General features: G+C 67.8%; 23 protein-coding genes. 7 read left to right on the forward strand and 16 right to left on the reverse strand.

Annotated elements, in window-relative coordinates:
* Positions 1-825 precede the first annotated feature (825 nt).
* From N5C88_RS22835 to gpmA, 7 genes are all read right to left on the reverse strand, one after another.
* Entirely contained in the window at positions 826-2,238 is a 1,413-nt protein-coding gene (locus N5C88_RS22835; RefSeq protein ID WP_280016308.1) for an FAD-binding oxidoreductase, read from the reverse strand.
* Entirely contained in the window at positions 2,235-2,954 is a 720-nt protein-coding gene (locus N5C88_RS22840) for a FadR/GntR family transcriptional regulator (protein WP_118931594.1), read from the reverse strand. The genes N5C88_RS22835 and N5C88_RS22840 overlap by 4 nt, the downstream gene beginning before the upstream one ends.
* 103 nt (positions 2,955-3,057) lie before the next feature.
* Entirely contained in the window at positions 3,058-4,245 is a 1,188-nt protein-coding gene (locus tag N5C88_RS22845) for a GGDEF domain-containing protein (RefSeq protein ID WP_280016309.1), read from the reverse strand.
* A gap of 105 nt (positions 4,246-4,350) precedes the next feature.
* Complete coding sequence (moeB, locus tag N5C88_RS22850) at positions 4,351-5,106, reverse strand: molybdopterin-synthase adenylyltransferase MoeB (protein WP_059378175.1); 756 nt, start codon at positions 5,104-5,106, stop codon at positions 4,351-4,353.
* Complete coding sequence (locus N5C88_RS22855) at positions 5,103-6,548, reverse strand: S41 family peptidase (protein WP_059378178.1); 1,446 nt, start codon at positions 6,546-6,548, stop codon at positions 5,103-5,105. The genes moeB and N5C88_RS22855 overlap by 4 nt, the downstream gene beginning before the upstream one ends.
* A 59-nt stretch (positions 6,549-6,607) precedes the next feature.
* Positions 6,608-8,224: a peptidoglycan DD-metalloendopeptidase family protein gene (locus N5C88_RS22860; RefSeq protein WP_118931593.1), complete on the reverse strand. Its 1,617-nt coding sequence runs from the start codon at positions 8,222-8,224 to the stop codon at positions 6,608-6,610.
* Between the two features lie 7 nt (positions 8,225-8,231).
* Entirely contained in the window at positions 8,232-8,984 is a 753-nt protein-coding gene (gpmA, locus tag N5C88_RS22865) for a 2,3-diphosphoglycerate-dependent phosphoglycerate mutase (protein WP_059378183.1), read from the reverse strand.
* A 162-nt stretch (positions 8,985-9,146) separates the two neighbouring features.
* Here gpmA and N5C88_RS22870 point away from each other — a divergent pair, with 162 nt between their 5' ends.
* The 5 genes from N5C88_RS22870 (at position 9,147) to N5C88_RS22890 (ending at position 12,663) form a co-directional block, all read left to right on the forward strand.
* Positions 9,147-9,569, forward strand: a complete 423-nt coding sequence (locus N5C88_RS22870; protein ID WP_059378185.1) for a rhodanese-like domain-containing protein — start codon at positions 9,147-9,149, stop codon at positions 9,567-9,569.
* Between the two features lie 51 nt (positions 9,570-9,620).
* A complete protein-coding gene (gene grxC, locus N5C88_RS22875; protein WP_054457721.1) occupies positions 9,621-9,878 on the forward strand; it encodes a glutaredoxin 3 in 258 nt (85 codons plus the stop codon).
* Between the two features lie 37 nt (positions 9,879-9,915).
* On the forward strand, positions 9,916-10,446 hold the full coding sequence (gene secB, locus N5C88_RS22880) for a protein-export chaperone SecB (protein WP_059378188.1): 531 nt from the start codon (positions 9,916-9,918) through the stop codon (positions 10,444-10,446).
* A 94-nt stretch (positions 10,447-10,540) separates the two neighbouring features.
* A complete protein-coding gene (locus N5C88_RS22885; protein ID WP_280016310.1) occupies positions 10,541-11,623 on the forward strand; it encodes an NAD(P)-dependent glycerol-3-phosphate dehydrogenase in 1,083 nt (360 codons plus the stop codon).
* A gap of 47 nt (positions 11,624-11,670) precedes the next feature.
* Positions 11,671-12,663, forward strand: a complete 993-nt coding sequence (locus N5C88_RS22890) for a tripartite tricarboxylate transporter substrate binding protein (protein ID WP_059378192.1) — start codon at positions 11,671-11,673, stop codon at positions 12,661-12,663.
* A gap of 49 nt (positions 12,664-12,712) precedes the next feature.
* On the opposite strand, the gene N5C88_RS22895 is transcribed toward N5C88_RS22890, so the two are convergent.
* Positions 12,713-13,183, reverse strand: coding sequence for a tRNA (cytidine(34)-2'-O)-methyltransferase (locus N5C88_RS22895; RefSeq protein ID WP_013396662.1), 471 nt, complete (start codon positions 13,181-13,183; stop codon positions 12,713-12,715).
* An 80-nt stretch (positions 13,184-13,263) separates the two neighbouring features.
* The gene (locus tag N5C88_RS22900; RefSeq protein WP_347881409.1) at positions 13,264-13,809 is read right to left on the reverse strand and encodes a phosphoribosyltransferase family protein; all 546 of its coding nucleotides are present in this window, start codon (positions 13,807-13,809) and stop codon (positions 13,264-13,266) included.
* 293 nt (positions 13,810-14,102) lie between these two features.
* On the opposite strand from N5C88_RS22900, the gene N5C88_RS22905 reads away from it, so the two are divergent.
* A complete protein-coding gene (locus N5C88_RS22905) occupies positions 14,103-15,035 on the forward strand; it encodes a methyltransferase domain-containing protein (RefSeq protein WP_280016311.1) in 933 nt (310 codons plus the stop codon).
* Positions 15,036-15,093: 58 nt separating this feature from the next.
* Here N5C88_RS22905 and N5C88_RS22910 read toward each other — a convergent pair whose 3' ends face one another.
* The 7 genes from N5C88_RS22910 to rsmB form a co-directional block, all read right to left on the reverse strand.
* The gene (locus N5C88_RS22910; protein WP_059378196.1) at positions 15,094-16,338 is read right to left on the reverse strand and encodes a YbdK family carboxylate-amine ligase; all 1,245 of its coding nucleotides are present in this window, start codon (positions 16,336-16,338) and stop codon (positions 15,094-15,096) included.
* 308 nt (positions 16,339-16,646) lie between these two features.
* Entirely contained in the window at positions 16,647-18,116 is a 1,470-nt protein-coding gene (locus N5C88_RS22915) for a potassium transporter TrkG (RefSeq protein WP_280016312.1), read from the reverse strand.
* 51 nt (positions 18,117-18,167) lie between these two features.
* Positions 18,168-19,547 carry a Trk system potassium transporter TrkA gene (gene trkA / locus N5C88_RS22920; protein WP_059378200.1) on the reverse strand — a complete coding sequence of 460 codons (1,380 nt, stop codon included), beginning with the start codon at positions 19,545-19,547 and terminating at the stop codon, positions 18,168-18,170.
* Complete coding sequence (locus N5C88_RS22925; protein ID WP_059378202.1) at positions 19,544-20,236, reverse strand: response regulator; 693 nt, start codon at positions 20,234-20,236, stop codon at positions 19,544-19,546. Before N5C88_RS22925 ends, trkA begins: the two co-directional genes overlap by 4 nt.
* A gap of 11 nt (positions 20,237-20,247) precedes the next feature.
* Entirely contained in the window at positions 20,248-22,563 is a 2,316-nt protein-coding gene (locus N5C88_RS22930) for an ATP-binding protein (RefSeq protein WP_059378204.1), read from the reverse strand.
* On the reverse strand, positions 22,560-23,150 hold the full coding sequence (locus N5C88_RS22935; RefSeq protein ID WP_118933571.1) for a DUF4390 domain-containing protein: 591 nt from the start codon (positions 23,148-23,150) through the stop codon (positions 22,560-22,562). The genes N5C88_RS22930 and N5C88_RS22935 overlap by 4 nt, the downstream gene beginning before the upstream one ends.
* A 40-nt stretch (positions 23,151-23,190) precedes the next feature.
* Complete coding sequence (gene rsmB / locus N5C88_RS22940; RefSeq protein ID WP_280016313.1) at positions 23,191-24,528, reverse strand: 16S rRNA (cytosine(967)-C(5))-methyltransferase RsmB; 1,338 nt, start codon at positions 24,526-24,528, stop codon at positions 23,191-23,193.
* A 92-nt stretch (positions 24,529-24,620) separates the two neighbouring features.
* Between rsmB and N5C88_RS22945 the strand changes: the two genes are divergently transcribed.
* On the forward strand, positions 24,621-25,253 hold the full coding sequence (locus N5C88_RS22945; RefSeq protein WP_054457734.1) for a LysE family translocator: 633 nt from the start codon (positions 24,621-24,623) through the stop codon (positions 25,251-25,253).
* Position 25,254 lies beyond the last annotated feature (1 nt).

Genomic DNA, 25,254 nt, shown 5'->3' on the forward strand with positions numbered 1-25,254 from the left:
CCACTGCCGCGCCGTGCTCTGTCTGTTGGATCTTCACGGTCGCCGGGACGAGCTGTGTGCTTGGCGTTTTCGCCACCGGTGGGGGGTGGGCGAGGATCTTGCGGGGCCCGCCCCCGGCCGGCCGCGCGGGCGGCCTTTGGGGGCTTACGCGGTGTCTGGCGTCGGATGATGACGCTGCGCGCAGGTGGTGAGTGCGTGGAGGTGGGCAGGACGGGGGAGTGCGTAAGGGTCCGGCCGTGGGCTACTTGTGCTGGACGCTGGGGTTCTTGCTTGGTGCTTCACCCATCCCACGGAAGCGTCATGAGGCGCCAAACGTTCGTCATTTCAACTCCGCCGCCGGATGGGCGGCGCGCGCGAGACGATCTGCGTGCGCAAGCTTCTGTCCAACGCGCGCCGCCCATCACCGCCCCTCCCCCAAAACGGCGACGACCACTAGCAAGCCGCCCGCCGCATTCGCGCTAGCGCACCCGTCACGACGCACGCAAGCGCGTATGCTCATTGCGGCCGCCCGGGCGGCCGCAATGAGCGGGCCTAGCAAGACTCGACACCGAACACGGCTCTAGCGATGCAACAGGCCAAGACGCAGGTAGCACGGCGGCGCTGGCGGTGTGGCGGCGAGCAACCTCGATGCGCCCGAGGGAATCCGAAGGGAAGGCCGAAGGCCTGGACGAGGATGACAACGGGGCAGTCCGGAGCGAAGGCTCCGGACCGCAATCGTGGGCGCTCGCCGCCACACCGCCAGCGCCGCCGTGCGGCCTACGAAGCTTCGCTCATGCACACCGACGAACAGCCCACGAAGCTCCGCTCAAGAACGCCCCAAGAAAACTACAGCAACTTCCCAGGATTCATAATCCCCGCAGGATCCAACACAGCCTTGATTTCCCGCATCAACCGCAACTCCAGCGCATCCTTGCTATGCAGGAAATGATCCCGCTTCAGCTGCCCGATCCCGTGCTCAGCCGAAATGCTCCCGCCATAGCGATTGACCTCGTCCAGCACCGCGTCCGTGATCGCCGCCCCATGCACCGCCACCCAGTCGCGGTCGGCGCCCGCCGGACGCGACAGGTTGTAGTGCAGGTTGCCGTCGCCGAAGTGGCCGAAGATGAAGGGGCGGATGTCCGGGTACAGCGCGCGCACGCGCGCTTCGGCGGATTCCATGAAAGCGGGAATGTGTTCGATCGGCAGCGACACGTCGTGCTTCAGGTGCGGGCCGTCGGCACGCTGGGCTTCGGAGATTTCCTCGCGCAGCTTCCATAGCGCCTGCAATTGCGCCAGCGATGCGGAAACCGCCGCGTCCAGGCACAGGCCACGCTCCAGCGCCGTGCCGATCACGTTTTCAACAAGGCCGTTGAGCGCGGCCTCGTCGGCCGTGTCCGCCAGCTCCACCAGCACATAGGCCGGATAGCGCTGAGCAAAAGGTTCCTGTACGCCTGCGGCATGCGTCAGCACCAGGTCCAGGCAATCGCCCGAGAAGTATTCGAATGCCTGCAGCCGCGCGCCGCATTGTTCGAACAGGATCTCGAACAGTTGCAGCGCCTGCATCGGCGATTCGACGGCGGCCAGCACCACCGAGCGCACGTCGGTGCGCGGGAACAGGCGCAAGGCAACGGCGGTGATGACGCCCAGCGTGCCTTCGGAACCGATCAGCAATTGCTTGAGGTCATAGCCGGTATTGTCCTTGCGCAGCGTGCGCAGGCCGTGAAAGATCTCGCCCGTGGGCAGCACGGCTTCCAGGCCCAGCACCAGTTCGCGCGCCATGCCGTAGCGCACCACGTTCACGCCGCCCGCGTTGGTGGCGACGTTGCCGCCGATCTGGCTGGAGTCTTCCGCCGCCAGGCTCAGCGGCAGCAGACGGCCAGCGTCCTGCGCGGCGCGGCGCAAGTTGCCCAGGATGGCGCCGGCCTCGGCCACCATGGTGTTGGCGATGGTGTCGATGGAGCGCACGGCGTTCATGCGGTCCAGGCTCAGCACCACGTTGCCCGCGGCGGCATCCGGCGTGGCGCCGCCGCACAGGCCGGTGTTGCCGCCGCGCGGCACCACCGGCACGCCTGCCTCCTGGCACAGCGCCAGGCAGGTGGAGACCTCGGCGGTCGTGCGCGGGCGCACCACCGCCTGCGCGTTGCCCTTGTACAGGCCGCGCCAGTCGGACAACCAGGGCGCGATGTCGGCCTCGGCGGTGATGACGGTGTCAGGGCCCAGGGCCTGGACCAGGCGTTGCGTAAAGTCGGATGCGCTCATGATGTCTGCCTTGCGGCGGGAGAGAGGAGATCGAGTTGCAGGCGGCTGGCCGCCTGTTGCAGATGGCGGGCGGCGGCGTGCCGCGCCCGTTCGGGATCGCGGGCGCGGATGGCCTCGAACACGGCCACGTGTTCCTGGTGCACGGCGGCCGTCAGGCCGGCTTGCAGCCGGCTATTGCTGCGCGCGGTGCTGACCGCCAGCCTGAGCTGCAGGTTCAAATACTGCAGCAGGTCCTGGTAGCAGCTGTTGTGCGTGGCGGCGGCGATGGCGCGGTGAAAGGCGATGTCGTGTTCCACGCCCTGCTCCGGGTCGTCCAGATGCGATTCCAGGTCGGCCAGGGCGCTCGCCATGGCAGCCAGGTCCGCATCGTCGCGCCGCAGCGCGGCAAGCGCGGCCGCGCCGCCTTCCAGCTCCATGCGCAGTTCGTAGACCCCGGCCAGCTGCTTGCGGTCCACGGCGATGCCGGCGGATAGCTGGAAGCCCTGTGCGCCGGTGCGCGACAGCACGGTGCTGCCGGACCCCTGCCGGCTCTGGATCAGGCCCTGGGCGCGCAGCCGTTCAGTGGCTTCGCGGATGACTGCGGCGCTGACGCCGTATTGCTCAGCCAGCACGCGGCCCGCCGGCAGCTTGGCGCCAATGGGATAGGCGCCCCCGGCGATGTCGGCGGCGATCTGGCGGGCGACCTGTTCGGTCAAGGTGAGGCTCTTGGTCAGCATCCGGGCATTATAGGCACACTTCTCAGGTTATCTGATAACTTTCAAGAAAGAAGCCGCTTCCAGATCGGCTTCAAGCTTGATGGGCTGCCGCGGGCGCGGTGGATCAGGCGACGGCGGGTTCGCCGTCCGGCACGGTATTCTCGGCTTCGTCCGCTCCCGCCACGGCGCAGCAGCGGCCGCCCTGCGCCTTGGCGCGGTAAAGGGCGGCGTCGGCGGAATGCATGGCAGCTTCCGGGCTGCGGTTGGCGCCGGACACGATGGAAATGCCTATCGACAGGCCGACGCTGACCCGCGTGCCATCCGCCAGGGTGATCGGCTGGGAGGCGTCGTGCAGCAGGTGCTCGCCCAGCCGCAGGGCGGCCGTGGCGTCGATGCCGGTCACCAGCACGATGAACTCGTCGCCGCCGATCCGCGCCGCCACGTCGTCCACCCGCAGCATGGAGCGCATGCGCTGGGCGATGGTCATCAACACCTGGTCGCCGGCGGCATGGCCGTAGGTGTCGTTAATGAGCTTGAAGTCGTCCATGTCCATGTACAGCAGCGCCGCGGAGCTGTCCTGGCCGCGCGCGCTGGTGCAGACGCGTTCCAGCGCGGCCTGCAGGCCGGCGCGATTGGCCAGGCCGGTCAGCGCGTCTTCGCTGGCGCGGCGTTCGCTGGCGCGCTCGGCCAGCATGGTGGATACCAGGATGCGATTGAGCCGGTGCGAGGCGACGCTCATGCTGACCAGATAGAACGGGATCTGGATGAAGACGATGGCCGTGACGTATTCGCCGGTAAAGGCCGCGCCCAGGCACATCGGCCCCAGGCTCAGGAAGATCATGGCGCCGACCAGCCGCGGCGCGCCGTAGTTCCGGAAGCAGATGCCGCCGGCCATGGCCCCGCAGGACACCCCGGCCAAGGTGGCAGCCAGCCAGTCGCCGTTGATGAAAGTGACGAAGACGCCATAGCCCACGCTGAACGCCCACAACAGGGCCAGCAGGATGTAGATGTCGGTATGGGTATTGCCGCCCTTGGCCGCGGCACGCAAGGCGGACCGCAGGATCAGCACGCGGACCAGCGCCAGCGCCACCTCCAGCGCCAGCCAGGACAGATACAACGGCTCTGGGCGGCGCCAGGCGACCACGCCGGAGATCATCAGGGTGTTGATGACGCCGCCGGCGAAAATGGGCAGCGTGCCGAACAGGCTGGCGATCAGGGCCGAACGGATGTCCGCAGGGGTATCGTGCCCGGAATGCGTCAGCCAACGCGTCAGGCGCCATTTGGGCAAACTGAACTTCAGTGCTGTATCCACGCGATAACCCCAGGCCATCTACCCGCTTTCGGGTAGGCTGGCTGGCGTTATAGCAGGTATTACAAGCGTTTTATATTGTCCGCGGGGCCAATCCCGGGCAGGAAATCAGTGCCCGCGATGGCCGCAGACGGCACATTCCGGGTCGCGCTGGACGTTGACGCTGCGCCATTGCATGGTGCGCACGTCCAGCCACAACAGCCGGCCCGACAGGCTTTCGCCCACCCCGGACAGCAGTTTCAGGGCCTCTGCGGCCTGCATGCTGCCGATGATGCCCACGACCGGGGCGAACACGCCCATCGTGGCGCAATTGGCTTGCTCGACGTCGTCCGCTTCCGGGAACAGGCAGTGGTAACAGGGCGCGTTGTCGTCGCGCAGGTCATAGACGCTGACCTGGCCGTCGAAGCGGATCGCGGCGCCCGACACCAGCGGCTTGCGATGCTGCACGCAGGCGCGGTTGATGGCGTGGCGGGTGGCGAAGTTGTCGGTGCAGTCCAGCACCAGGTCTGCCTGGGCGACGGCGTCGGACAGGGCCTGGCCTTCCAGCCGCTCGACGCGGGCATGAACACGGGTCTGCGGATTGAAGGCCGCCAGCATGTCGCGCCCCGACTCGGCCTTGTGACGGCCGACGCTCGCGGTGGTATGCAGGATCTGGCGTTGCAGGTTGCTCAGCTCGACGACGTCGTCGTCGGCCAGGGTGATGTCGCCCACGCCGGCAGTGGCCAGGTAGAGCGCGGCGGGGGAACCCAGTCCGCCCGCCCCCACGATGAGCACACGCGCCGCCAGCAGTTTTTCCTGCCCTTCGATTCCCAGCTCGTCGAGCAGGATATGGCGGGCGTAGCGCAGCAGTTGCTCGTCGTTCATTTGTCCTTGCTGGGCTCGACTCCGGTCGGCGTGATCTTCATGCGCTGGGGCGTGCCGCCGCCGGCCTTGGCGTCAGCCTTGGCCTGGGCGCGGGCCGAACCCTTCTGCACGGGCTTGCCGGCCAGTACGTTCAAGGCCTGCTGCAGCTGGAAGTCGTCCTTGCCGCCGAATTCGAACACCTTGGCCGGCAGGTCGGCGTTATCTTCGCCGGCGCTGGACTTCACTTCGTTGGCGGTCTGCTGGTTGGACAGGTGGCGCTGCAGGTCGGCTTCGCGCGGCAGGCGGAACAGGTCGCCTTCGGCCGTGTCGGCGACGACGTAGTCAGGTTCGATGCCGGTGGCCTGGATGGAGCGGCCGCTGGGCGTGAAGTAGCGCGAGGTGGTCAGCTTGACCGCGGTGGTTTCGGACAGCGGCAGGATCACCTGCACCGAGCCCTTGCCGAAGGTGCGGTTGCCCAGGACCTTGGCGCGCTTGTGGTCCTGCAGTGCGCCGGCCACGATCTCGGAGGCCGAGGCGGAACCCACGTTCACCAGCACCACCATCGGCACGGTCTTGGTCCAGGCCGGCAGGCCGGCCAGGTAGTTGCTTTCGCCGCGGGCGTACTCCGAAGGCGTGGCCAGGTACTTATGGCGGGCGTCGGGAGTGCGGCCGTCGGTGGTCACCACCACCGAGTCGGGCGGCAGGAACGCGCCGGACACGCCGATGGCGCTGGTCAGCAGGCCGCCCGGATCGTTGCGCAGGTCCAGCACCAGGCCCTTGGGAGCTTCCTTGGCGCCGAGGTCCTTCAATTGCTTGGCCAGGTCGGAGCCGGTCTTTTCCTGGAACTGGGCGACGCGGACGTAGCCGATGCCGTTGTCCAGCATCTTGCTGCGCACGCTGCGCACCTTGATGATGTCGCGCACGATCTTCAGCACGATGGGCTGCGGACGGTCGGCGCGCATGATGGTCAGCGTGATCGGCGACTTGGGCGCGCCGCGCATCAGCTTGACGGCGTCGTTGAGCGTCATGCCCTTGGTGGGCGTGTCGTCGATCTTGATGATGAGGTCGCCGGCCATCACGCCAGCGCGGGCCGCGGGCGTATCTTCGATGGGGGAGATGACCTTCACGAAGCCGTCTTCGGCGCCGACCTCGATGCCCAGGCCGCCGAACTCGCCTTGCGTGGCCGTCTGCATTTCGCGGAAGGCGTCGGCGTCCAGGTAGGCCGAGTGCGGATCCAGGTTCGACACCATGCCGGAGATGGCATTGTCGATCAGGGTCTTGTCGTCGACGGCCTCGACGTAGTTGTTCTTGATGGCGGCGAACACATTGCTCAGCTGCCTGAGTTCGTCCAGTGGCAGAGGGCTGCCGCGCTGGGCGACCGCAGTCACGCCTACGCTGAGCAACACACCAGCCACCGCACCGATGGCAATCAGACCGAAACCGCGAAACTTACGAGTGCCCATGCACACTTCCCGAATTTTGTTTTCGCCGATGGGGTTTGGTAATTACCAACGACATCAATCTACTGCGCCAGCCATTGTGCCGGATCCACAGGAGCGCCACGATGGCGAATTTCAAAGTATAGGCCGGATTCCACTTGGCCGCCGGTCGCCCCGACCGTGGCGATGGTATCGCCACCCGTCACCGAATCTCCCACCCGTTTGAGCAGACTTTGGTTGTAAGCATAGACGGTCAGGTATTGCTGCCCATGATCCACAATGATGAGGTTGCCAAAACCCCGCAGCCAATCGGCGTAGACCACCGTGCCGGGGGCCACCACCTTGACCGGCGTGCCTTCAGCCGCGCGCAGCACCACGCCGCGCCATACGCCGCCGTCCGGGCGGTCGACCCCGAAACGTCCCTGCACCTGGCCGCGCACCGGCATGGACAGCCCGTGGCGCAAGCCGTTGCCGCCGCCCACCGGTGCGGCGCGCGCGGTCTGGGTCTGCTGAGCGGGCTCACTACGGGTTGGAGCGGGTTTTTCCTCTATAGGTTCCGCCTTTTTGGGCGGTTCCGCGGGTTTGGCCTGAGGCGGCGGTTCGGGCGTGGTCAGCCGCGACTGCTTCTGCTCGGCCGGGCGCAGTCCGGCGGCATCCGGGTCGGCCACCGCCACGGGACCGCGGTTCTGGCGCGAGGCGGCTTCGACCTGTTCGCGCGCCTGGGCGGCATCGCGGGCATCGCGGGCGTCACGCTCGCGCTTGGCATTGTCGGCGGCCTGCTTGGCGTTGTCGGCGGCGAGCTTGCGGTCAGCCTCGGCCTTCTTGCGAGCGTCTTCGGCGGCGCGGCGCTCGGCGTCGGCGCGCTTCTTGGCTTCTTCAGCGGCGCGGCGCGCTTCTTCCGCGCGGCGCACTTCCTCGGCCCGCTTGCGCGCTTCCTCGGCGCGGCGGGCGTCCTCGATCTGCTTGGCGATGGCCGCGTCCAGATCGGTGATGAGCCGCGACAGGCGCTGGTCGTCGCGTCCCAGTTTGTTGGCTTCGGCGCGCTGGGCGGCGATCTGCCCTTCCAGCTGAGCCAGCAGCGTGGCGCGCTCCTTCTGCTGACCGACCAGCGCGGTCTTCTGCTCGGAGGTCTCGGCCACGACTTTTTCGATTTCGGCGCGGCGGGCGTCGGCGCGCCCCTGAAGGGCGGCCAGGCGCTCGATGTCCTCGCGCAGGGCCTGCACGGCCTTGGCGCGAGCCTGCGACACGTAATCCAGATAGCCCAGGTTGCGCCCCAGCACCTGGGGATCGTCGCCGGACAACAGGGCGGTCCAGGGTGACAGGCCGCTGGTGTACTGGGTGCGCAGCTGTTCGGCCAGTTCGGTGCGGCGCTTGGCCAGCACCACCTGCTGGGCGCCGATCTGTTTTTCCAGGCCGGTCAGGTCGGCCTGCGCCTGACGGTTGGCCTCGGCCAGCTCCCGCAGGCGCAGGTTGATCTTGGAAATCGCCGACTCGGACTGCTTGAGCGCGTCGGCGGCTTCCTTGCGGGCAGCCTCGCGGTCATCGATATCCTTTTGCAGGTTCTCGATGCGGTCGCGCAAGGCGGCCTGCTGCTTTTCCGCGTCGGACTGGCGGCCGGCGAGGTCATTGGGCGCGGCGCGAGCCGACAGCGCTCCACCGGTCAACATGACCGCCAACAACAACCCTGCCGCGCGACGCATAGGAATATCAGTCCTTCTTAGCCTTGCCCTGGGCTGCCACCGCAGCCATGGCCGCCTCGATCTCGGCGGCATCGCCCAGATAATAGTGGCGGATCGGGCGCAGGTCATCATCCAATTCGTACACCAGCGGCTGGCCGGTGGGAATATTCAGGTTGACGATGTCTTCGTCCGACACGTTGTCCAGGTGCTTGATCAGGGCGCGCAGGCTGTTGCCGTGGGCGGCGATCAGGACATTGCGGCCGGCGCGGATGGCCGGGGCGATGGATTCGTTCCAGAACGGCAGCACGCGAGCCACGGTGTCCTTCAGGCATTCGGTGGCGGGCAGCTGGTCGGCCGGCACCTTGGCGTAGCGCTTGTCGAAACGCGGATGGCGCTCGTCGTCCAGGGCCAGCGGCTCCGGGGCGATGGCGTAGGCGCGGCGCCAGACCAGCACTTGCTCGTCGCCGTACTTGGCGGCGGTTTCAGCCTTGTTCAGGCCTTGCAGCGCACCGTAGTGGCGTTCGTTCAGGCGCCAGGTCACGCCGACCGGGGTGTACATGGCGTCCATGGCGTCCAGGGCGATCCAAAGGGTGCGGATGGCGCGCTTGAGCAACGACGAGTAGGCCAGGTCGAAGGTGTAGCCTTCTTTCTTGAGCAGTTCGCCGGCCTTGCGGGCCTGTTCGCGGCCGGTCTCGGTGAGGTCGACGTCGGTCCAACCGGTGAAGCGGTTTTCCAGATTCCACTGGCTTTCGCCGTGGCGCATCAGAACGAGTTTGTGCATGATTTGGGACGCTTGTAACGCGGGTTAAAGTGAAGGAATGCGCTCATTTTATAATTGAGCGATTTTGCCCTTGATTTTGCCCCGGCGCACCCGCCCATTTCCGCGGCGCGGCGCATCAGGGTTTGCCTATACCAGGCTAGTCGCCGCACTTCAGGATGCCCCGTGGACCTTTTGCAATTCTTGATCGATAAAAACAACGTCTTCATCGTCGCCGTTGCCGTGATCTCCGGCATCATGCTGGCCATCCCCGCCCTGCGCAAAGGCCGCACCGGTTCGGCCGTGAGCACGACCGAGGCCATCCAGATGGTCAACCAGCGCCAGGCCGTATGGGTCGACGTCCGTCCCGCCGAACAGTTCCAGGCCGGCCACATCGCCCAGGCCCGCAACGTGCCGGCGGCCGATCTGGAGCAGAAAGCCGCCTCGCTGCCCAAGAACAAGCCGCTGGTCGTGGTTTGCGACAATGGCCGCGATTCGGCCCGCGCCGCCGCCAAGCTGCGCGCCCAGGGTTTCGCCGACGTCGTGCCGCTGGAAGGCGGCATGCGCGCCTGGTCGGCGGCCAGCCTGCCCGTGACCCAGAAGGGTTGAAGCCTGGGGCCTCGCCCCCATCTACCTATTCTTGTACTCACAGGAGCGCCCATGAATAAAGTCGTCATGTACAGCAAGGACTATTGTCCCTATTGCGCCCGCGCCAAGGCCTTGCTCGAGCAGCGCGGCGTGACCGACCTGGAAATCATCCAGATCGACCGGGACCCGTCCCAACGCGACGTCATGATCGAACGCACCGGCCGGCGCACCGTCCCGCAGATCTTCATCGGCGATACCCATGTCGGCGGTTGCGACGACCTGATGGCCCTGGACCGCTCGGGTGGCCTTGCCCCCATGCTGGCCAGCTAATCGCCCCTTTTTGCCCCTCCCACCAACGGAAACACTCATGGCTGATCAAGACCAAAACTCCCAGCAAGAAGGCGGCAACGCGCCCTCGTTCAATCTGCAGCGCGTCTACCTGAAAGACCTTTCGCTGGAAATGCCGAACGCGCCCCACGTCTTCCTGGAGCAGGAAGCGCCCCAGGTCGAGGTGAGCATCACCGTGGGCGGCCAACGCCTGGCTGAAACCGTGTTCGAAACCACGGTCACCGTCACCGTCACCACCCGCATCAACGAGAAGGTCGTGTACCTGGTCGAAGGCACGCAAGCCGGTATCTTCGAGGCCGCCAACATCCCCGAAGAACAGCTCGACCCGCTGCTGGGCATCGTCTGCCCGACCATGCTGTACCCCTACCTGCGCGCCAACATCGCCGATGCGATCACCCGCACCTCGATGCCGCCGCTGCACCTGACCGAAGTGAACTTCCAGGCCCTGTACGAGCAACGCCTGGCCGAGCTGCAACAGCAGCAAAGCGCCGCCAACGGCAATGGCAGCGACTCGGGCATCATCCTGCCCCCTGGCGCGACCCGCCAGTAAAGCAGCCGCGGCGCCCCATGAAAAGAGCCCCCACGCCGCGCCTTCGGCTTGCTGCCCCCCGTGGGGGCGCTTTTCATCTTGAGGCGGCTCGGCGATGAAAAATCCCATCCAGCCACGCCTGCGCGTCGCCGTCCTGGGTGCGGGAAGTTGGGGCACCGCGCTGGCGGCGGCCGCCAGCCGCCGCCACGCCGCCGTACTCTGGGCGCGCGATGCCGCGCAGGCCGCCGACATGGCGGCCTCGCACGAAAACGCGCGCTACCTGCCAGGCATCGCCCTGCCGCAGGCACTGAATATCTCCTCCGATCTCGACGCCACGCTGCGCAGCCTGCAAGAAGACGGCGCGCGCCGCCTGATCGTGCTGGGCGTGCCCGTGGCCGGCCTGACCGCCATCTGCGGCGAGCTGTCCCGCCGGCTGCCCACGCTGGGATTACAGGACACGCCCATCGTCTGGACGTGCAAGGGCTTTGAAGCCGACACGGCCAGGCTGCCCCATGAAATCATGCGCGAGGCCTTGCCCGGCGCCACTGGCGGCGCGTTGTCGGGCCCCTCGTTCGCGCGCGAAGTCGCGCAGGGCCTGCCGGTCGCGCTGACCGTGGCCAGCGACAGCCCCGCCTTGCGCGACGCCACCACCGCCGCCTTCCATGGCGCGGCGCTGCGCGTGTATGCCAGCACCGACCTGGTCGGCGTGGAAGTGGGCGGCGCGCTGAAGAACGTGATCGCGGTCGCCTGCGGCATCGGCGACGGCCTGGCCCTGGGCACCAATGCCCGCGCCGCGCTGATCACCCGCGGCCTGGCCGAGATGACCCGCTTCGGCGTGGCGCTGGGCGCGCAGGCCGAGACCTTCGCCGGGCTGACCGGCCTGGGCGACCTGGTCCTGACCGCGACCGGCGAGCTGTCGCGCAACCGCCGCGTGGGCCTGGAGATCGGCGCCGGCCGCAAGCTGGCCGACATCCTGGCCAGCGGCATCACGGCCGAAGGCGTGCGCTGCGCGCGCGCCGCGCTGGACCGCGCCCGCGCCATCGGCGTCGAACTGCCCATCACCGAAGCCGTCTGCGCCGTGCTGTTCGACGGCGTGGCCCCCATGACGGCCGTGTCCGCCCTGCTGGCGCGCGACGCCCGCTACGAAAGCGGGGTAGCCAGCCAGCCGGAAGCGGCGCCGGACGACCGGCCCCACTGAGTCGCCCCAAAAACAAATACCCCGCACAACCCGAGGAGACATCCTTCATGACGCAAGCCCGCAAGTTCCGGGTCGGCCCGCTGCTACGCGGCCTGTGCCTGAGCCTGGCCGCGATTCTGCCAGCCGCCGCCCACGCCGACTGGCCCGACCGTCCGATCCACATGGTCGTGCCCTTCCCGCCCGGCTCGTCGCCCGACATCCTGGCGCGCACCATCTCGGAACCGCTGTCGCAGGCGCTGGGCCAGCCCATCGTGATCGACAACAAGCCGGGCGCGGGCGGCAACATCGGCACCCGCATCGTGTCGCAGGCCAAGCCGGACGGCTACACGCTGCTCTACACGATCAACGGCCCGCTGGTCACCGCCCCCACGCTGTACAAGAAGACGCTGGGCTACGACCCGCTGCGCGATCTGCAGCCGGTATCGCTGGTGGGCACCAGCCCCAACGTGCTGGTCGTGCCCAGCAGCCTGAAGGTCGATAACGTCAAGGACTTCGTCGCGCTGGTGAAGGGCCGCGGCAATTCGCTGAACTACGGTTCCGTCGGCCCGGGCAGCTCGGCCCACCTGGCGATGGAGATGTTCAAGGAAAGCGCGGGCGTGGACCTGGCGCACATCCCCTATTCCGGCTTCCCGCAGGTCATCTCGGCCATCATCGGCGGCGACGTCCAGGCCGGCTTCATGGTGCCGGCCATCGCCGTGCCCCAGGCGCGCGACGGCAAGGTGAAGCTGCTGGCCGTGACCAGCCTGCAGCCCAGCGAGGCACTGCCGGGCGTGCCGACGATGGCGTCCCAGGGCTATCCGGACTTTGAAGCCATTTCCTGGAACGCCGTGCTGGTTCCGGCCGGCACGCCCACGCCCATCGTCGAACGGCTCAACAGCGAGCTGGCGCGCATCATCGGCAGCGACGCGGTGCGCAAGCAGCTGGCGCTGCAGTACTTCACGCCCGCGCCATCCACGCCCGAAGCCCTGACCGCCCGCATCAAGAATGAAAAGGCGCGCTGGGATCAGGTGATCGAGAAGTTGAATCTGTCGCTGGACTGATTGCAGCCCAGCCGTGACGGGCCGAGCGCGCCGGATTCAGCGCGCCCCGTCACACTCCCCCTTCATACCCCTGCTGGCGCCAGGCCTCGAACACCGTCACCGCGACGGCATTGGACAGGTTCAGGCTGCGTTGGCCGGCGCGCATCGGCAGGCGCAGGCGCTGCTGGGGCGGGAACATCGCCTGATGTTCCTCCGACAGGCCCGCGGTTTCGCGGCCGAACACGAACACGTCGCCCGGCTTGAACCCGATGTCCGCCACGCTGCGCTGCGCGTGCGTGGTCAGCGCGTAGATGCTGGACGGCGCGGCGCCGGTATCGGCCAGGGCCTCTTGCAGCGTGTCATGCACGCGGACCGGCTGCCATTCGTGGTAATCCAAGCCGGCGCGGCGCATGCGGGCGTCGTCGAGCTCGAAGCCCAAGGGACGCACCAAGTGCAATTGCGCGCCCGTATTGGCGCACAGGCGGATGGCGTTGCCGGTATTGGGCGGGATTTCGGGACAAACGAGGATGACGTGGAACATGGTGCTCGGGACTCGGGACGGCTTGCGGCGGAAACGTCGCCGCACATCGGGAATTGTCGCCGATTTGCCTGCGGGCCGGCTCAGGGCGTGCGCGCGGCCACCAGCACCCTGACGTCCGCCGCGCCCGCCGCCAGCAGCGCGGCGGCGGCCGCGTTGGCGGTGCTGCCGGTGGTCATGACGTCATCCACCAATAGCAGCTGCCGGCCGCGCACGTCGCCCACGCAATAGAACAGGTTTTGCGCCCCGAGCCGGCGGGCCTGGCGGCCCTGTGCGGTCTGCCGGGGCGTCTCGCGCCGGCGCCGCAGCAGCCCGCGCGCCAGCGGCAGCCCCAGCTCCGCCGCCAGGCTGCGCGCAATTTCACCGGCCGGATTCATGCCGCGCTGGCGCAGCGATGCGCGGCTGGCGGGAACGGCCGCCAGCAAGGCGCCGTCCGGTACCGGACCGTCGCGGGCGACGGCAGCCGCGATCAACCGGGCCAACACCGGCGCCATGCTGAGCCGCAGGCGGGTCTTCAGCATCAGGATCAGCGTGTCGGCGGGCGGCGCGTAGTCGAAGGCGGCAATCGTGCGCGAAAACGCCCGGGGCGCGCCCAGGCAGGCGGCGCAGTGCGGCGCGTCCGGACGCAACCGCAGGGCGCAAAAAGGGCAGCGGCGCGGAGCATGGCCGCGCGCGACGGCCGCGGCACCGGCCCCGGCCCGGTGGAGAGCATCCCCGCAGATATCCGCCTCGCAGCCCGCGCAAAGCCGCGCACCCGCCACCCGGGCGCCGCACAAGGGGCAATCGCAACCGACCCGCGACAGCAGCCACCGCCCCATGGCCCGTAGGGGCAATCGGAAGCCGCGGCCGGGATGCGCAATAATGGATGCCATCCCTCATGAAACCATGATCCGCCCGCGTTGCAGACGCGGGCGCGACCGAAATGTCCCTGCCAGAATCCGCAACGCTCCCCTCCCTGCCCATCGTCAGCGCTGACGTACCCCGGCAATTCGCCCGCCGCGGCGACCTGGCCGAGGCCCAGTTCCTGTACGGGGAAGTCGCCCGCCGCATGCTGGGCCGCCTGCAATACATTCGGGTCCAGCCGCAAGCCATGCTGGACGCGGGCTGCGGCGCAGGCGACAACCTGCCGCTGCTGCGCGAACGCTATCCCGACTCCGCCTATACCGGCCTGGACAACTGCGAACCGCTGCTGGAACAGGCGCGCAAGCGCTACGCCCCCGCCGGCCTGTCGGCCTGGATCGGCAAGCTGGCGCGCCGCGGCCCGGCCGCCCCTGCCTTCGTCAACGCCGACTTGGCGGCGACGGGCCTGGCGCCCGAATCACTCGAACTGGTGTGGTCCAACCTGGCCATGCACTGGCACCGCGCCCCGCACGCCGTGCTGGCGGAATGGCGGCGCGTCCTGAAAGTCGGCGGGCTGGCGATGTTCTCCTGTCTGGGGCCGGCCACGCTGCGCGAGCTGCGCCAGGCCCTGGACGACGCCGGACTGCGCACGGCCACGCCGTCCTTTGTGGACATGCATGATTTCGGCGACCTGTTGGTGGAAAACGGCTTCGCGGATCCGGTCATGGACCAGGAGATCCTGACCCTGACGTACCGCAGCCCGGAAAAGCTGCTGCAGGACGTGCGCGCGCTGGGCGGCAACCCGGCCGAAGGCCGGCGCGGCGGGCTGGTGGGCCGCGACTGGCGCGACCGCCTCTGCGCCGCGCTGGAAGCGCAGCGCCGGCCCGACGGCCTGATTGTCCTGAGCATTGAAGTCGCCTACGGCCACGCTTGGCGCGCCGCCGCGCATCGCACCGTGGCCGGAGAAACCCGGCTGTCGGTCAGCGCGATTGGCGGCCGGCACCGCACGCCCTGATCGGGGCGGCAGAGGCTGACCGGCGGAGCCGGCGCCTTGCGAGCGCCGGCCTTCCCGCCTAGTGCAGCCGTTCCGGCATCGGCACGCTGACCCCGGGCTCGGAAGCCGGCAGCGCCGACATAGGCTCTGAGGTTGCGCGAATACGGCGCCTCAAGACTGCCGTCGGTTCCGCGGGCCCTACGCCTGGCGAGGCCGCGCCGCGCCAGGCGTTCGACATGGCCTCCACCACCAGCGGCAGGTCGCGCAAGCGGTGGAACTGGCTGCGCAGCCAGCGGGAATCGTTGCCGCTGCGCATGGATTCGTCGCGCAGGGCAGCGATCATGTCGCCCGTGCCCAGCTCTTCCGCCACCGGCATCAGGCGCTGGAACAGGTTGCGCAGGTGGTCCATCAGCCGCAGACGCTGGCCGTCCGGCGTCACGTAGCTGCCCTGCAGACCGAAGCGGCAGGCCTGGAAGTGGTTGCTGCGGTAGGACAGCCAGGCGCCGTCGCCCGGGTCGCCCTCGCGCATCAGCAGCACCGCCAGGGCCTGGGCGAAGGCTGCCAGCTGGCAAGCCCGCTCGACCGTCAGCGGCGTGTCGCATACGCGGATTTCGACGGTGCCGAATTCCGGCTTGGGACGAATGTCCCAGTACAGGTCCTTGATGCTTTCCGCCAGGCCATAGGCGCGCAGCTGCGCCAGATGGGCCTCGAACTGGTACCAGTCCTTCACTTCGGGCGGCATGTGACCGGCCAGCGGGAAGCTGTTGACCGCGTTCAGGCGCGAGCACGAAAACAAGGTGTCCACCCCCTCGCAATAGGGCGACGAGGCCGACAAGGCGATAAAGTGCGGCACATAGGGCGACAGGCGGCGCAACAGTTTGATGGAATCGTCGCCGCTCTTGACGCCCAGGTGGATGTGCTGGCCGAAGACCGTAAATTGACGCGCCAGGTAACCGTACATTTCGGCCAGGTACTGGAAGCGCGGGGTGTCCGAAATGGACCGTTCCTGCCAACGCATGAAGGGGTGGGCGCCGCCGCCGGCGACCGACACGCCCACGGCGTCCGCCGCTTCGATCAGCGCGTCGCGCATTTCGCGCATCTCGGCCAGGAGGCCCATGGGGTGCTCGTGCACCGAGGAATTCAGTTCAATCATGGACCGCGTGATTTCCGGTTTAACGCGGTCGGCGATGGGGTGGTTGGCCATTTGAGCCAGCAGCTCGTCCGAGGCTGCGGTCAGGTCAAAACTGCGCGGGTCTATCAGTTGCAGCTCGAGCTCGATGCCCAGGGTGTTGGGGGCCGACGAAATGAACGGGATCTGTTCCATCTCGGACTCCTTTCTGAATGTTTGATGAGGGTGTGCGCCGTTCGACCTTGAAGCCCGGAAACAGCCCGGGGGGCACTAGACGGCAGCTTGTGCACGCATGATAGCCGCTGTTTTGTGGCAAGAAGATGGAAAATCGTGACATTTATGTGCAACATCACGAAGCAATCGGTTTTTCCCTGTGAAGGAAAGTGAGCGAGCGCTCACGGCATAGAAACGGCGCGGCCTCCCGGCCTGCGGCAGCCGGACAGCAAGCGCTCAAGGGGCTTCCGAGAGGGGGTGGGACAACCCTTATAAGGGTTATCCCTGAACTATTTCCGCCAGAAAATAGGGGTGAACAGCACCAGCACCGTCAGCAGTTCCAGGCGCCCGATCAGCATCGCGAAGGTGCAGACCCAGATCTGGAAATCGGACAGGACGGCGAAGTTGCCCATGGGGCCGACCGGGCCCAGGCCGGGGCCGGTGTTGTTGACGCTGGCGAAAACGGCCGAGAAGGCGGTGATCGGATCCAGGCCGGACAGGAGCAGCAGGCTGGTGAAAACGGCGATGGAAAGGCCGTAGAACAGCATGAAGGCCAGCACCGACGACATGGTGCGGGTCTCGACCGCGCGGCCATTGATACGCACCGGACTGACCGCGTGCGGGTGCAACATTGTTACCAGCTCGTTGCGCGCCTGCTTGACCAGCAGGATCGCCCGGATCATCTTGATGCCGCCCCCGGTCGACCCGGCCGACGTGGCAAAGCCCGACAGCAGCAGCATGGTCAGCGGCGCGAACAGCGGCCACTGCGCGAAGTCGGTATTGGCGTAGCCCGTGGTGGTCGCCATGGAAATCGTGTTGAACATGCCGTAGCGCAGCGCCTGCAGCGGGTCTTCATAGACCCCTTTCAGGAACAGGAACACCGAGATGACCAGCCCCACTCCCAAGACCACCACCAGGTAGGGAATCGCCTCCGGACAGCGCACGTAGGCGCGCGCGCTGCGCTGGCGGAAGGCGTTGAAGTGGGTAGCGAAGTTGATGCCCGCGATCAGCATGAACACCATCGCCACCATTTCCACCGCCACCGAATCGAAACGGGCGAAGCCATCGTCCCAGGTCGAAAAGCCGCCCAGGCCCATGGTGGTGGCCATATGGCACCAGGCCTCGAACCACGACAGCCCGACCGCCCGATAGGCCAGGAAGCACAGGATGGAGAACACGAAATAGACCGCGTACAGCGCCTTGGCGGTGCTGGCGATGCGGGGCGTGAGCCGTTCGTCCTTCATCGGCCCGGGCGTTTCCGCCCGCACCACCTGGTGTCCGCCCACCCCGAGCAGGGGCAGAATGGCCACGGCCAGCACCAGGATGCCCATGCCGCCGATCCAGATCAGCGTGGCCCGCCACAGGTTGATCGACGGGGGCAAGGTGTCCAGATTGGTCAGGACGGTGGCGCCGGTGGTGGTCAGGCCCGACATGGCCTCGAAATAGGCGCCGGTAAACGACAGCGGCAAGCCGGCGCCGTGGAAGTAGAGCAGCAGCGGAATGGCCGCCAGCAGGGGCAGGCCCGCCCACACGGCCGACACCAGCACGAAGCCATCGCGCGCCCGCAGCTCGCAGCGGGCGCGGCGCGTTATCGCGGCCAGGCCCCCGCCTATGCCCACCGAGATCAGGAACCCGTCCAGGAAGGCCTCGCGCGCGCCGTCGCCGCCCACGTAGGCGACGGTCAGCGGGATCAGCATGGTGAGCGCGAACATCACCATCGTCAGGCCCAGGATGTAGAGGGTGCCCAGAACGCGCTTCATGGAGCTATCCGGCCGCGCGCGGCCCGCGCAGTAGGAAGGAGGCGGCGCGCATCAGAAGAACGACGCCGAGACTTGGAACAGCTTTTCCACGCGCGGCATCTGCCGGCGCGAGGGCACGAAAACGATGACGTGGTCGTCGGATTCGATCACGGTGTCGGCGTCCGGCAGGATGATTTCGTCTTCCCGCACCAGGGCGCCGATGCTAGCGCCCTTGGGCAGGCTGATCTGCCCGACCGCGCGCCCCACCACCTTGGAGGTGGAGCGGTCGCCGTGGGCGATGGCCTCCAGCGCTTCCGCCACGCCTTGGCGCAGCCGGTGCACGGCGGCCACGTCGCCGCGGCGCACGTGCCGCAGGAGTTCGCTCATGGTGGCCTGGGACGGCGACACCGCGATGTCGATATGGCTGCCCTGCATCAGTTCGCCGTAGGCCTGGCGGTTGATCAGCGCAATCACCTTGCGCGCGCCCAGGCGCTTGGCCAGCAGCGAGGACATGATGTTGTCCTCGTCGTCGCTGGTCAGCGCCAGCCAGGTGTCCATGTCCTCGATGTTCTCGCGTTCCAGCAGCGCTTCGTCGGTGCCGCTGCCGTGCAGCACCAGCACGCTGTCGGGCAGCTGGGTCGCCAGGTATTCGCAGCGCTTCTGGTCGCGCTCGATGATGCGGACGCTGTATTTTTCCTCGGCCAGCTGGCGCGCCAGGCGCAGGCCGATATTGCCGCCGCCCGCGATCATCACGCGGCGCACGGCGCGCTCGGCCTCGCGCAGCTGCCGCACGGCGCGGCGCGCATCGCGCGAGTCGACCACCAGCACCACCTCGTCGCCCGGGGCGATGACGGTGCCGCTGCCGGCCCGCAGCGGCCGGCCGCCGCGCAGCACGTCGATCACGCGCGCTTTCACGTCGGGCCAGACGTCGCGCAGCTTGTCGACCGGCGAATGGGCCATCGGGCTGCCCGCCCCGACCCGCACGGTCACGACGCTGACCCGGCCTTCGGCGAACTCCACCACCTGCAAAGCCTCGGGGAACTCGATCAGGCTGTGCAGATAGGTGGTGACGCTGCGCTCGGGGCTGATCAGGGCGTCGATGCAGAAGCCCTCTTCGCTCATGAGTTCCGGGTGCTCGGCGAACTCGACCGAGCGGATGCGGGCGATGCGGCGGGGAATGTTGAACAGCTGGCGCGCGATCTTGCAGGCCACCATATTGGCCGAATCCGAGGCCGCACAGGCGATCAGCAGGTCGGTGTCGGCGGCGCCGGCGGCCTCCAGCACCGATACCTGCGAGCCGTCGCCATGGACGACACGCAGGTCGAAGTGTTCTTGCAGGTATTGGAGCTGGACAGGATCCGAGTCGATCACCGTGATGTCGTTCTCTTCGGACACCAGGTTCTCGGCCACGCTGGTGCCTACGCGACCAGCGCCCATGATCAGGATCTTCATGAGCTCCGCTTGCGGGCGGACTCGATGCCCAATTGCTTGAGCTTGCGGTACAGGTGGGTGCGTTCCAGCCCCGTGCGTTCCGACACGCGGGTCATGCTGTGGCTTTCGCGGACCAGGTGGTATTCAAAATAGATGCGCTCGAATTCGTCGCGCGCCTCGCGCAGCGGCTGGTCCAACGAAATGCTGCCGAGTTGGCCGTTGGACGTGACCGGAACTTCGTTGGCCGGCGCGGCGGCGGCGACCGGGGGATCGAGCTCGTCTTCCAGCGCCACCGCGGCGCTGGCGACGGCCGGATGCGCGGCGGCAGGCGCCGGATGCGGCGCGCGCCCGCGCGCCAGGCCGGCGGCGACGGTCTTCAGCAGACGCTGCAGCGTGATCGGTTTTTCAAGGAAGTCCATGGCGCCGATGCGCGTGGCCTCGACTGCCGTGTCGATGGTGGCATGGCCGCTCATCATGATCACGGGCATGTCCAACAGACCTTGCGAGCCCCATTCCTTGAGCAGGCTGACGCCGTCCGTGTCCGGCATCCAGATGTCCAGCAACACCAGGTCAGGACGCATGCGCAAGCGTGCGGCGCGCGCTTGCGCCGCGTTTTCAGCCAGCTCGACCGTGTGTCCTTCGTCGTATAGGATTTCCGACAAAAGCTCGCGTATACCGACTTCGTCGTCAACCACCAGAATTCTGGCCATAAAGCATCCACCTATTGCGTAGCCGCATTATCCTTTTCTTGCGCGGTCGCGTCCATAGTATCGGCCTCGGAAGCCAGCCGGGTCAACAATATGGAGATCCGCGCGCCCCCTTCCTTGCGGTTCGCAAGGTCGATACGCCCGCCGTGTTCTTCCACGATCTTGCGTACGATTGCCAATCCTAACCCAGTCCCGTGGGACTTGGTGGTGACGTAGGGCTCGAACGCGCGCTGCATGACCTGGGGAGGAAAGCCCGGGCCCGTATCGGCGACCGTGAATCTGAGCGCCTGATGGGCCGCCCGGTCGGGCTGCTCGCTACGCATGAGCTGCGTGGTCACGCTGACCCGCCCTTGCCCGCCCTGCTCGGCGATCGCGTCGCGGGCATTGGACATCAGGTTGTGGATCACCTGGCGCAACTGGGTGGGATCGCCCTCGATGAGCGGCAGGTCCGGCGCCAGCGTCACGTCCAGATTCAAGGCCTTTTCGGCCAGGCGCGACGCACCGCCTTCGGGCTCCCAGCCGTACAGCGACAGCACGTCCGCCACCAGGGCGTTGAAGTCGATGCGCTGCATCACGGCCGGCGGCGTGCGGGCATATTCGCGGAAATCGTCCACCATCTGCTTGAGCGATGCCACCTGGTTGACGATGGTATTGGTGGACCTTTCCACGATCTGGGCCTCGGCGGGCGGCAGCTTGCCCTCCAGCTTCATCGCCAGGCGCTCGGCCGACAGCTGGATCGGCGTCAGCGGGTTCTTGATCTCGTGCGCCAGCCGGCGGGCGACCTCGCCCCAGGCCACGGTCCGGTTGGCGGAGATCACTTCGGTGATGTCGTCAAACACCACCAGATAGCCGTTGCCGCGCCCATCCACGCGCAGATGCGTACCGCGCGCCAGCAGGGTCAGGGGCTGCGCCCCGGCGGGCGCGTCATCCTGGCCCGGAGCGATCTCGAATTGCTGCTGCCAGTGCTGGCGCTCGGAACCCACCGCGGCGTGGGCGGAAAAAGCCTGCCGCACGATGTTGGCGAACTCCAGCATGCCGGCCACCGTCTCCAGCGGCCGGCCGATCACCGAGCGCAGATCCGCGCCCAGGATGGTCTGGGCGCCCTGGTTGACGGTGGTGACGCGGAACGATTCGTCGAACACCAGCACCCCGGAGGACAGGTTCGACAGCACGCTTTCCAGATAGACATTGGAGCGTTCCAGCTGCTGCCGGTTGCTCTCGACCATGCGGCGGGCCTCGTCGAGCTGCCGCGTCATGGCATTGAACGAGCGCGTGAGCTGGCCGACTTCGTCGCGCTCGGGCGGTTCGGGCAAGGGCCGGTAGTCGCCAACGCCCACGGCCTGCGTGCCGCCCGCCAGGCTGAGCAGCGGACGCACCAGCCGTTTGGACAGCGAGAGCGCCACCGCGATGGCGCCGAAGGCCGCCAGCAGCAAGGCCAGGGTCAGGGTGATGCCGTACAGCTTGCGCAGGCCCAGCCGCGACAACGCCAGCTCCTGGTAGTCGCGAAACCCCTGCTGCACCAGATTGGCGTTATGGGCGATCTGCTCGGGCACCGGCTGCAGCAGCTGCAGCCAGCGCGGTTCGGACGCCGCCCCCAGCAGGTTGTCGTAGCGGTCGGGACCCGTCAGCGGAATCACCACCCGCAGATGCAGCCCGCCTTCAGCGCCGGGGGTCACGGGGTCGTCGGCCTCGGCGGCGGAATAGCCGCGCGCCAGCCGCAACTGGTTCATGACGGTGGACGGTGGCGTTGCCGGCAGCAGTTGTCCGTACTGGCTGGTGGAGAACGCGATCATGCGCCCGCTGCCGGTGAAGACCATGGCTTCCTGCACGCCGTTGGCCTCGCGCAGCCGCGTCAAGGCGAGCGTCACGCCGCTGTCGGAGCTGCGGTTCAGCTCCATGGCCATGGAGCGCGCGCGCGCGTCCAGGTCGGCCAGCAGCGAGTCCAGCGCGGCGCGGCCCAGGTTCAGGCCTGCCTCCAGTGCCGTGTCCACCCGCACGTTGAACCAGGATTCGATCGAGCGCGACATGAACTGCACCGACACGGTGTAGATCAGCGCGCCGGGCACCACGCCGATCAGCGCGAACGCCAGGGAAAAGCGGGCCGTCAGCCGCGCGCCGAACTGGCGCCGGCGGATCTGCCGCGCCAGCCTCACGGTCAGCGCCACCACCCAGATGAAGAGCGCCAGCGCAAAAATGCCGTTCAGCACCAGCAGCGTGTCGTAGTAGCGCGCAAAGCGCGAGGCATTGCCGGTGGACCACGCCAGCAGCCCCAGCAATGCCAGGCCGCTTGCGGCGCCAACCATCAGGGCCAGCCGAAGCACAAGCCTCATGACGGGTCTTTCTCCTTGTCGCTGAGCACGAACGTGAAGTCCATCCACGGCGTCGACTGTACCCAGGAGCTGCTATTCAGGGCGTTGACCTGGAAGGGCCGCGGCAAAAGCGACGTATCCAGGCGCAGGCGCAACTGGCCGCCGTACAGCACGCCCGCGTCAAAGTCGCCAGCGTCCGCCACCGGCCAGTTGCGGATGTGCCGGATGACCCCCATGGCGTCATCCAGCGAGGCGACCGGGAAGGTCAGTTCGCCCACGCCGACCCGCCATTGCCGGGTCAGGGCGTTGTAGATGATGCGCCAGGTGCGGGATGTATCGACCAGGGACTTGTCGAACCACCACCAGCGTTCGCGGTTGATGTTGAGATCAGCAGTTAGGTAGAGCGGAACACCGCGCTGGGCCGCGTCCCGCAGTTGCTGGTTCAGTTCGAACTCGATGTCCGCGTCGATTTCCAATTTGCCGTCGCGCACCGCCGGGCGAACTTCGGTGACTTTGGGTTCGGCCCCATGCGCCTGCCCGCCCGGCACAAGAGAAAGCAAGGCAGATGCGAGCAACAACCCGAGAATTAAGCGCGGAATAATGGACATACGGCACCGGAACTACGTCATGCCCCCTATTCTTGGCGATTCAGGACTGCTTGGCAAACAAGGCGTAGAAAAACCCGTCGCGCTGCGCCGCAGGTGTTGCATCGACCGCAACTGGCAGCAATTGGCCGGGCGCGTCCAGCCGCTGCGCCTCCGGATGGCGCTGCATGAACTCCAGCGCCTGGCGCGTGCCCTCGATCGGGAAGATCGAGCAGGTCACGTAGAGCAGCCGCCCGCCGGGCGCCACCGTGCGCCAGAGCGCGTCCAGGATGCTGGCCTGCAGGGTGGCCGTGCGGCGCACGTCGTTCTCGCGCCGCAGCCAGCGGATATCAGGATGGCGGCGCACGATGCCCGAGGCCGTGCAGGGCACGTCGGCCAGCACCGCGTCGAACGGCTTGCCGTCCCACCAGGCGTCCAGGTCCGCCGCATCCGCCGCTTTCAATTGGACACGGTCGCTTGCCAGGCCCAGCCGGTCCAGGTTCTGCCCGACGCGGGCCAACCGGTCGGCATCGGCATCCAGCGCCAGCAGGTCGATATCGGCCAGCTCCAGCAGGTGGGCGGTCTTGCCGCCGGGTGCCGAGCAGGCGTCCAGCACCCGCATGCCATCGGCGGGCGCCAGCAGCTCGGCCGCCAGCTGCGCGCCGGCGTCCTGCACCGACCACCAGCCCTCGGCAAAACCGGGCAATTGCGCCACCGGCTTGGGCGCGGCCAGCACCAGGCCGGACTGGCCCACGGGCTCGGCCGCCAGGCCCACGGCCTGGAAGGCGGCCAACACCTGTTCGCGGCTGGCGCGGCGGCGGTTGACGCGCAGCGTCAGCGGCGCTGGCAGGTTGGCCGCGGCCAGGATCTCGCGCCACTCGCGCGGGTAAGCCACGCTCAGCTGCTTGACCCACCAGCCGGGGTGGTTCCATTGGGCCTCGGGGCTATCCGCCACGGCAGCCTCGAGCGCCGCGCGCTCGCGCAGGAAACGGCGCAGGCAGGCGTTGAGCATGCCCTTATAGGAAGCCAGGGCGCGGCTGCGGGAGGCCGCCGTCACGGCCTGATCCACCACCGTGTGCGCCGCGTAGACCGGCATGCCCGGCAGGGCAGCCGCGGCGTCGCCCTCTTCCTTCAGCAGGGTCAGCGACACCAGCAGCAGCGATTCGAACAGCACGCTGGGATAGCGCTGCACCATCTCGCGGCCCACGGCGTCGGCCCAGCCCAGATAGCGCATCGCATGGAACGACACGGCCTGCGTGGCGGGCCGCAAGGACGATTCCACGCCGGCCAGCGCGTCCGTCAGGGAGCGGCCGTCCAGCACGCCCTCGACCACCTCCGCGCTGGAAAGCAGGACGGAGGACAGCGGAGGGGCCAGATTGGGGGAGTCGGAACGCGTGGACATGATGCAAATTCAGGAGATAAGACCGCTATGGTAGCCGGACCTGGACGAATGGCGGCCGTCACGGCACACTGGCCCCAGCCACGGAGCCCCTCATGACCCTCGCCACCCTGCTGCTCTTCATCCTGGCCTCGGCCGTCACCATCATCACGCCAGGCCCCACCGTCCTGCTCGCCATGAGCAACGGTTCGCGCCACGGCGTGCGCGCGGCCTGCTGGGGCATGGCCGGCGCGGTACTGGCCGACCTGGTCCTGATCGGCGCGGTGGCGTCGGGCCTGGGTGTGGTGCTGGCGGCGTCCGAAATCGCCTTCCAGCTCATCAAATGGGTGGGCGCGGCCTATCTGGCCTATCTGGGCTGGAAGATGCTGCGCTCGGACGCGGCGCTGGTCATGCCTGCCGCCCAGGCGGACGCCCGGCGTCCGGCCGGCCTGGCGCTAGGCCTGCGCAGCTTCGCGGTGGCGCTGACCAACCCCAAGGCGCTGCTGTTCATGTCCGCCTTCCTGCCCCAGTTCATCAATCCGGCCGCCCCTCTGCTGGCGCAATACGCCGTGCTGGCCGGGGTCATGGCGCTGATGAACATCGCCGTGATGCTGGCCTACGCCGCGCTGGGCGCGCAGATGGTGCGCGCCTTCCAGGGCGCCGGCCTGCGCTGGCTGAACCGCGTCTGCGGGGGGCTGCTGATTGGGCTGGCGGGGACCCTGGCCTTGTACCGGCGCAGCGCGCCTTGAT

The organism is Achromobacter sp. GD03932, from assembly GCF_029839485.1.
GTDB lineage: Bacteria > Pseudomonadota > Gammaproteobacteria > Burkholderiales > Burkholderiaceae_B > Achromobacter > Achromobacter bronchisepticus_A.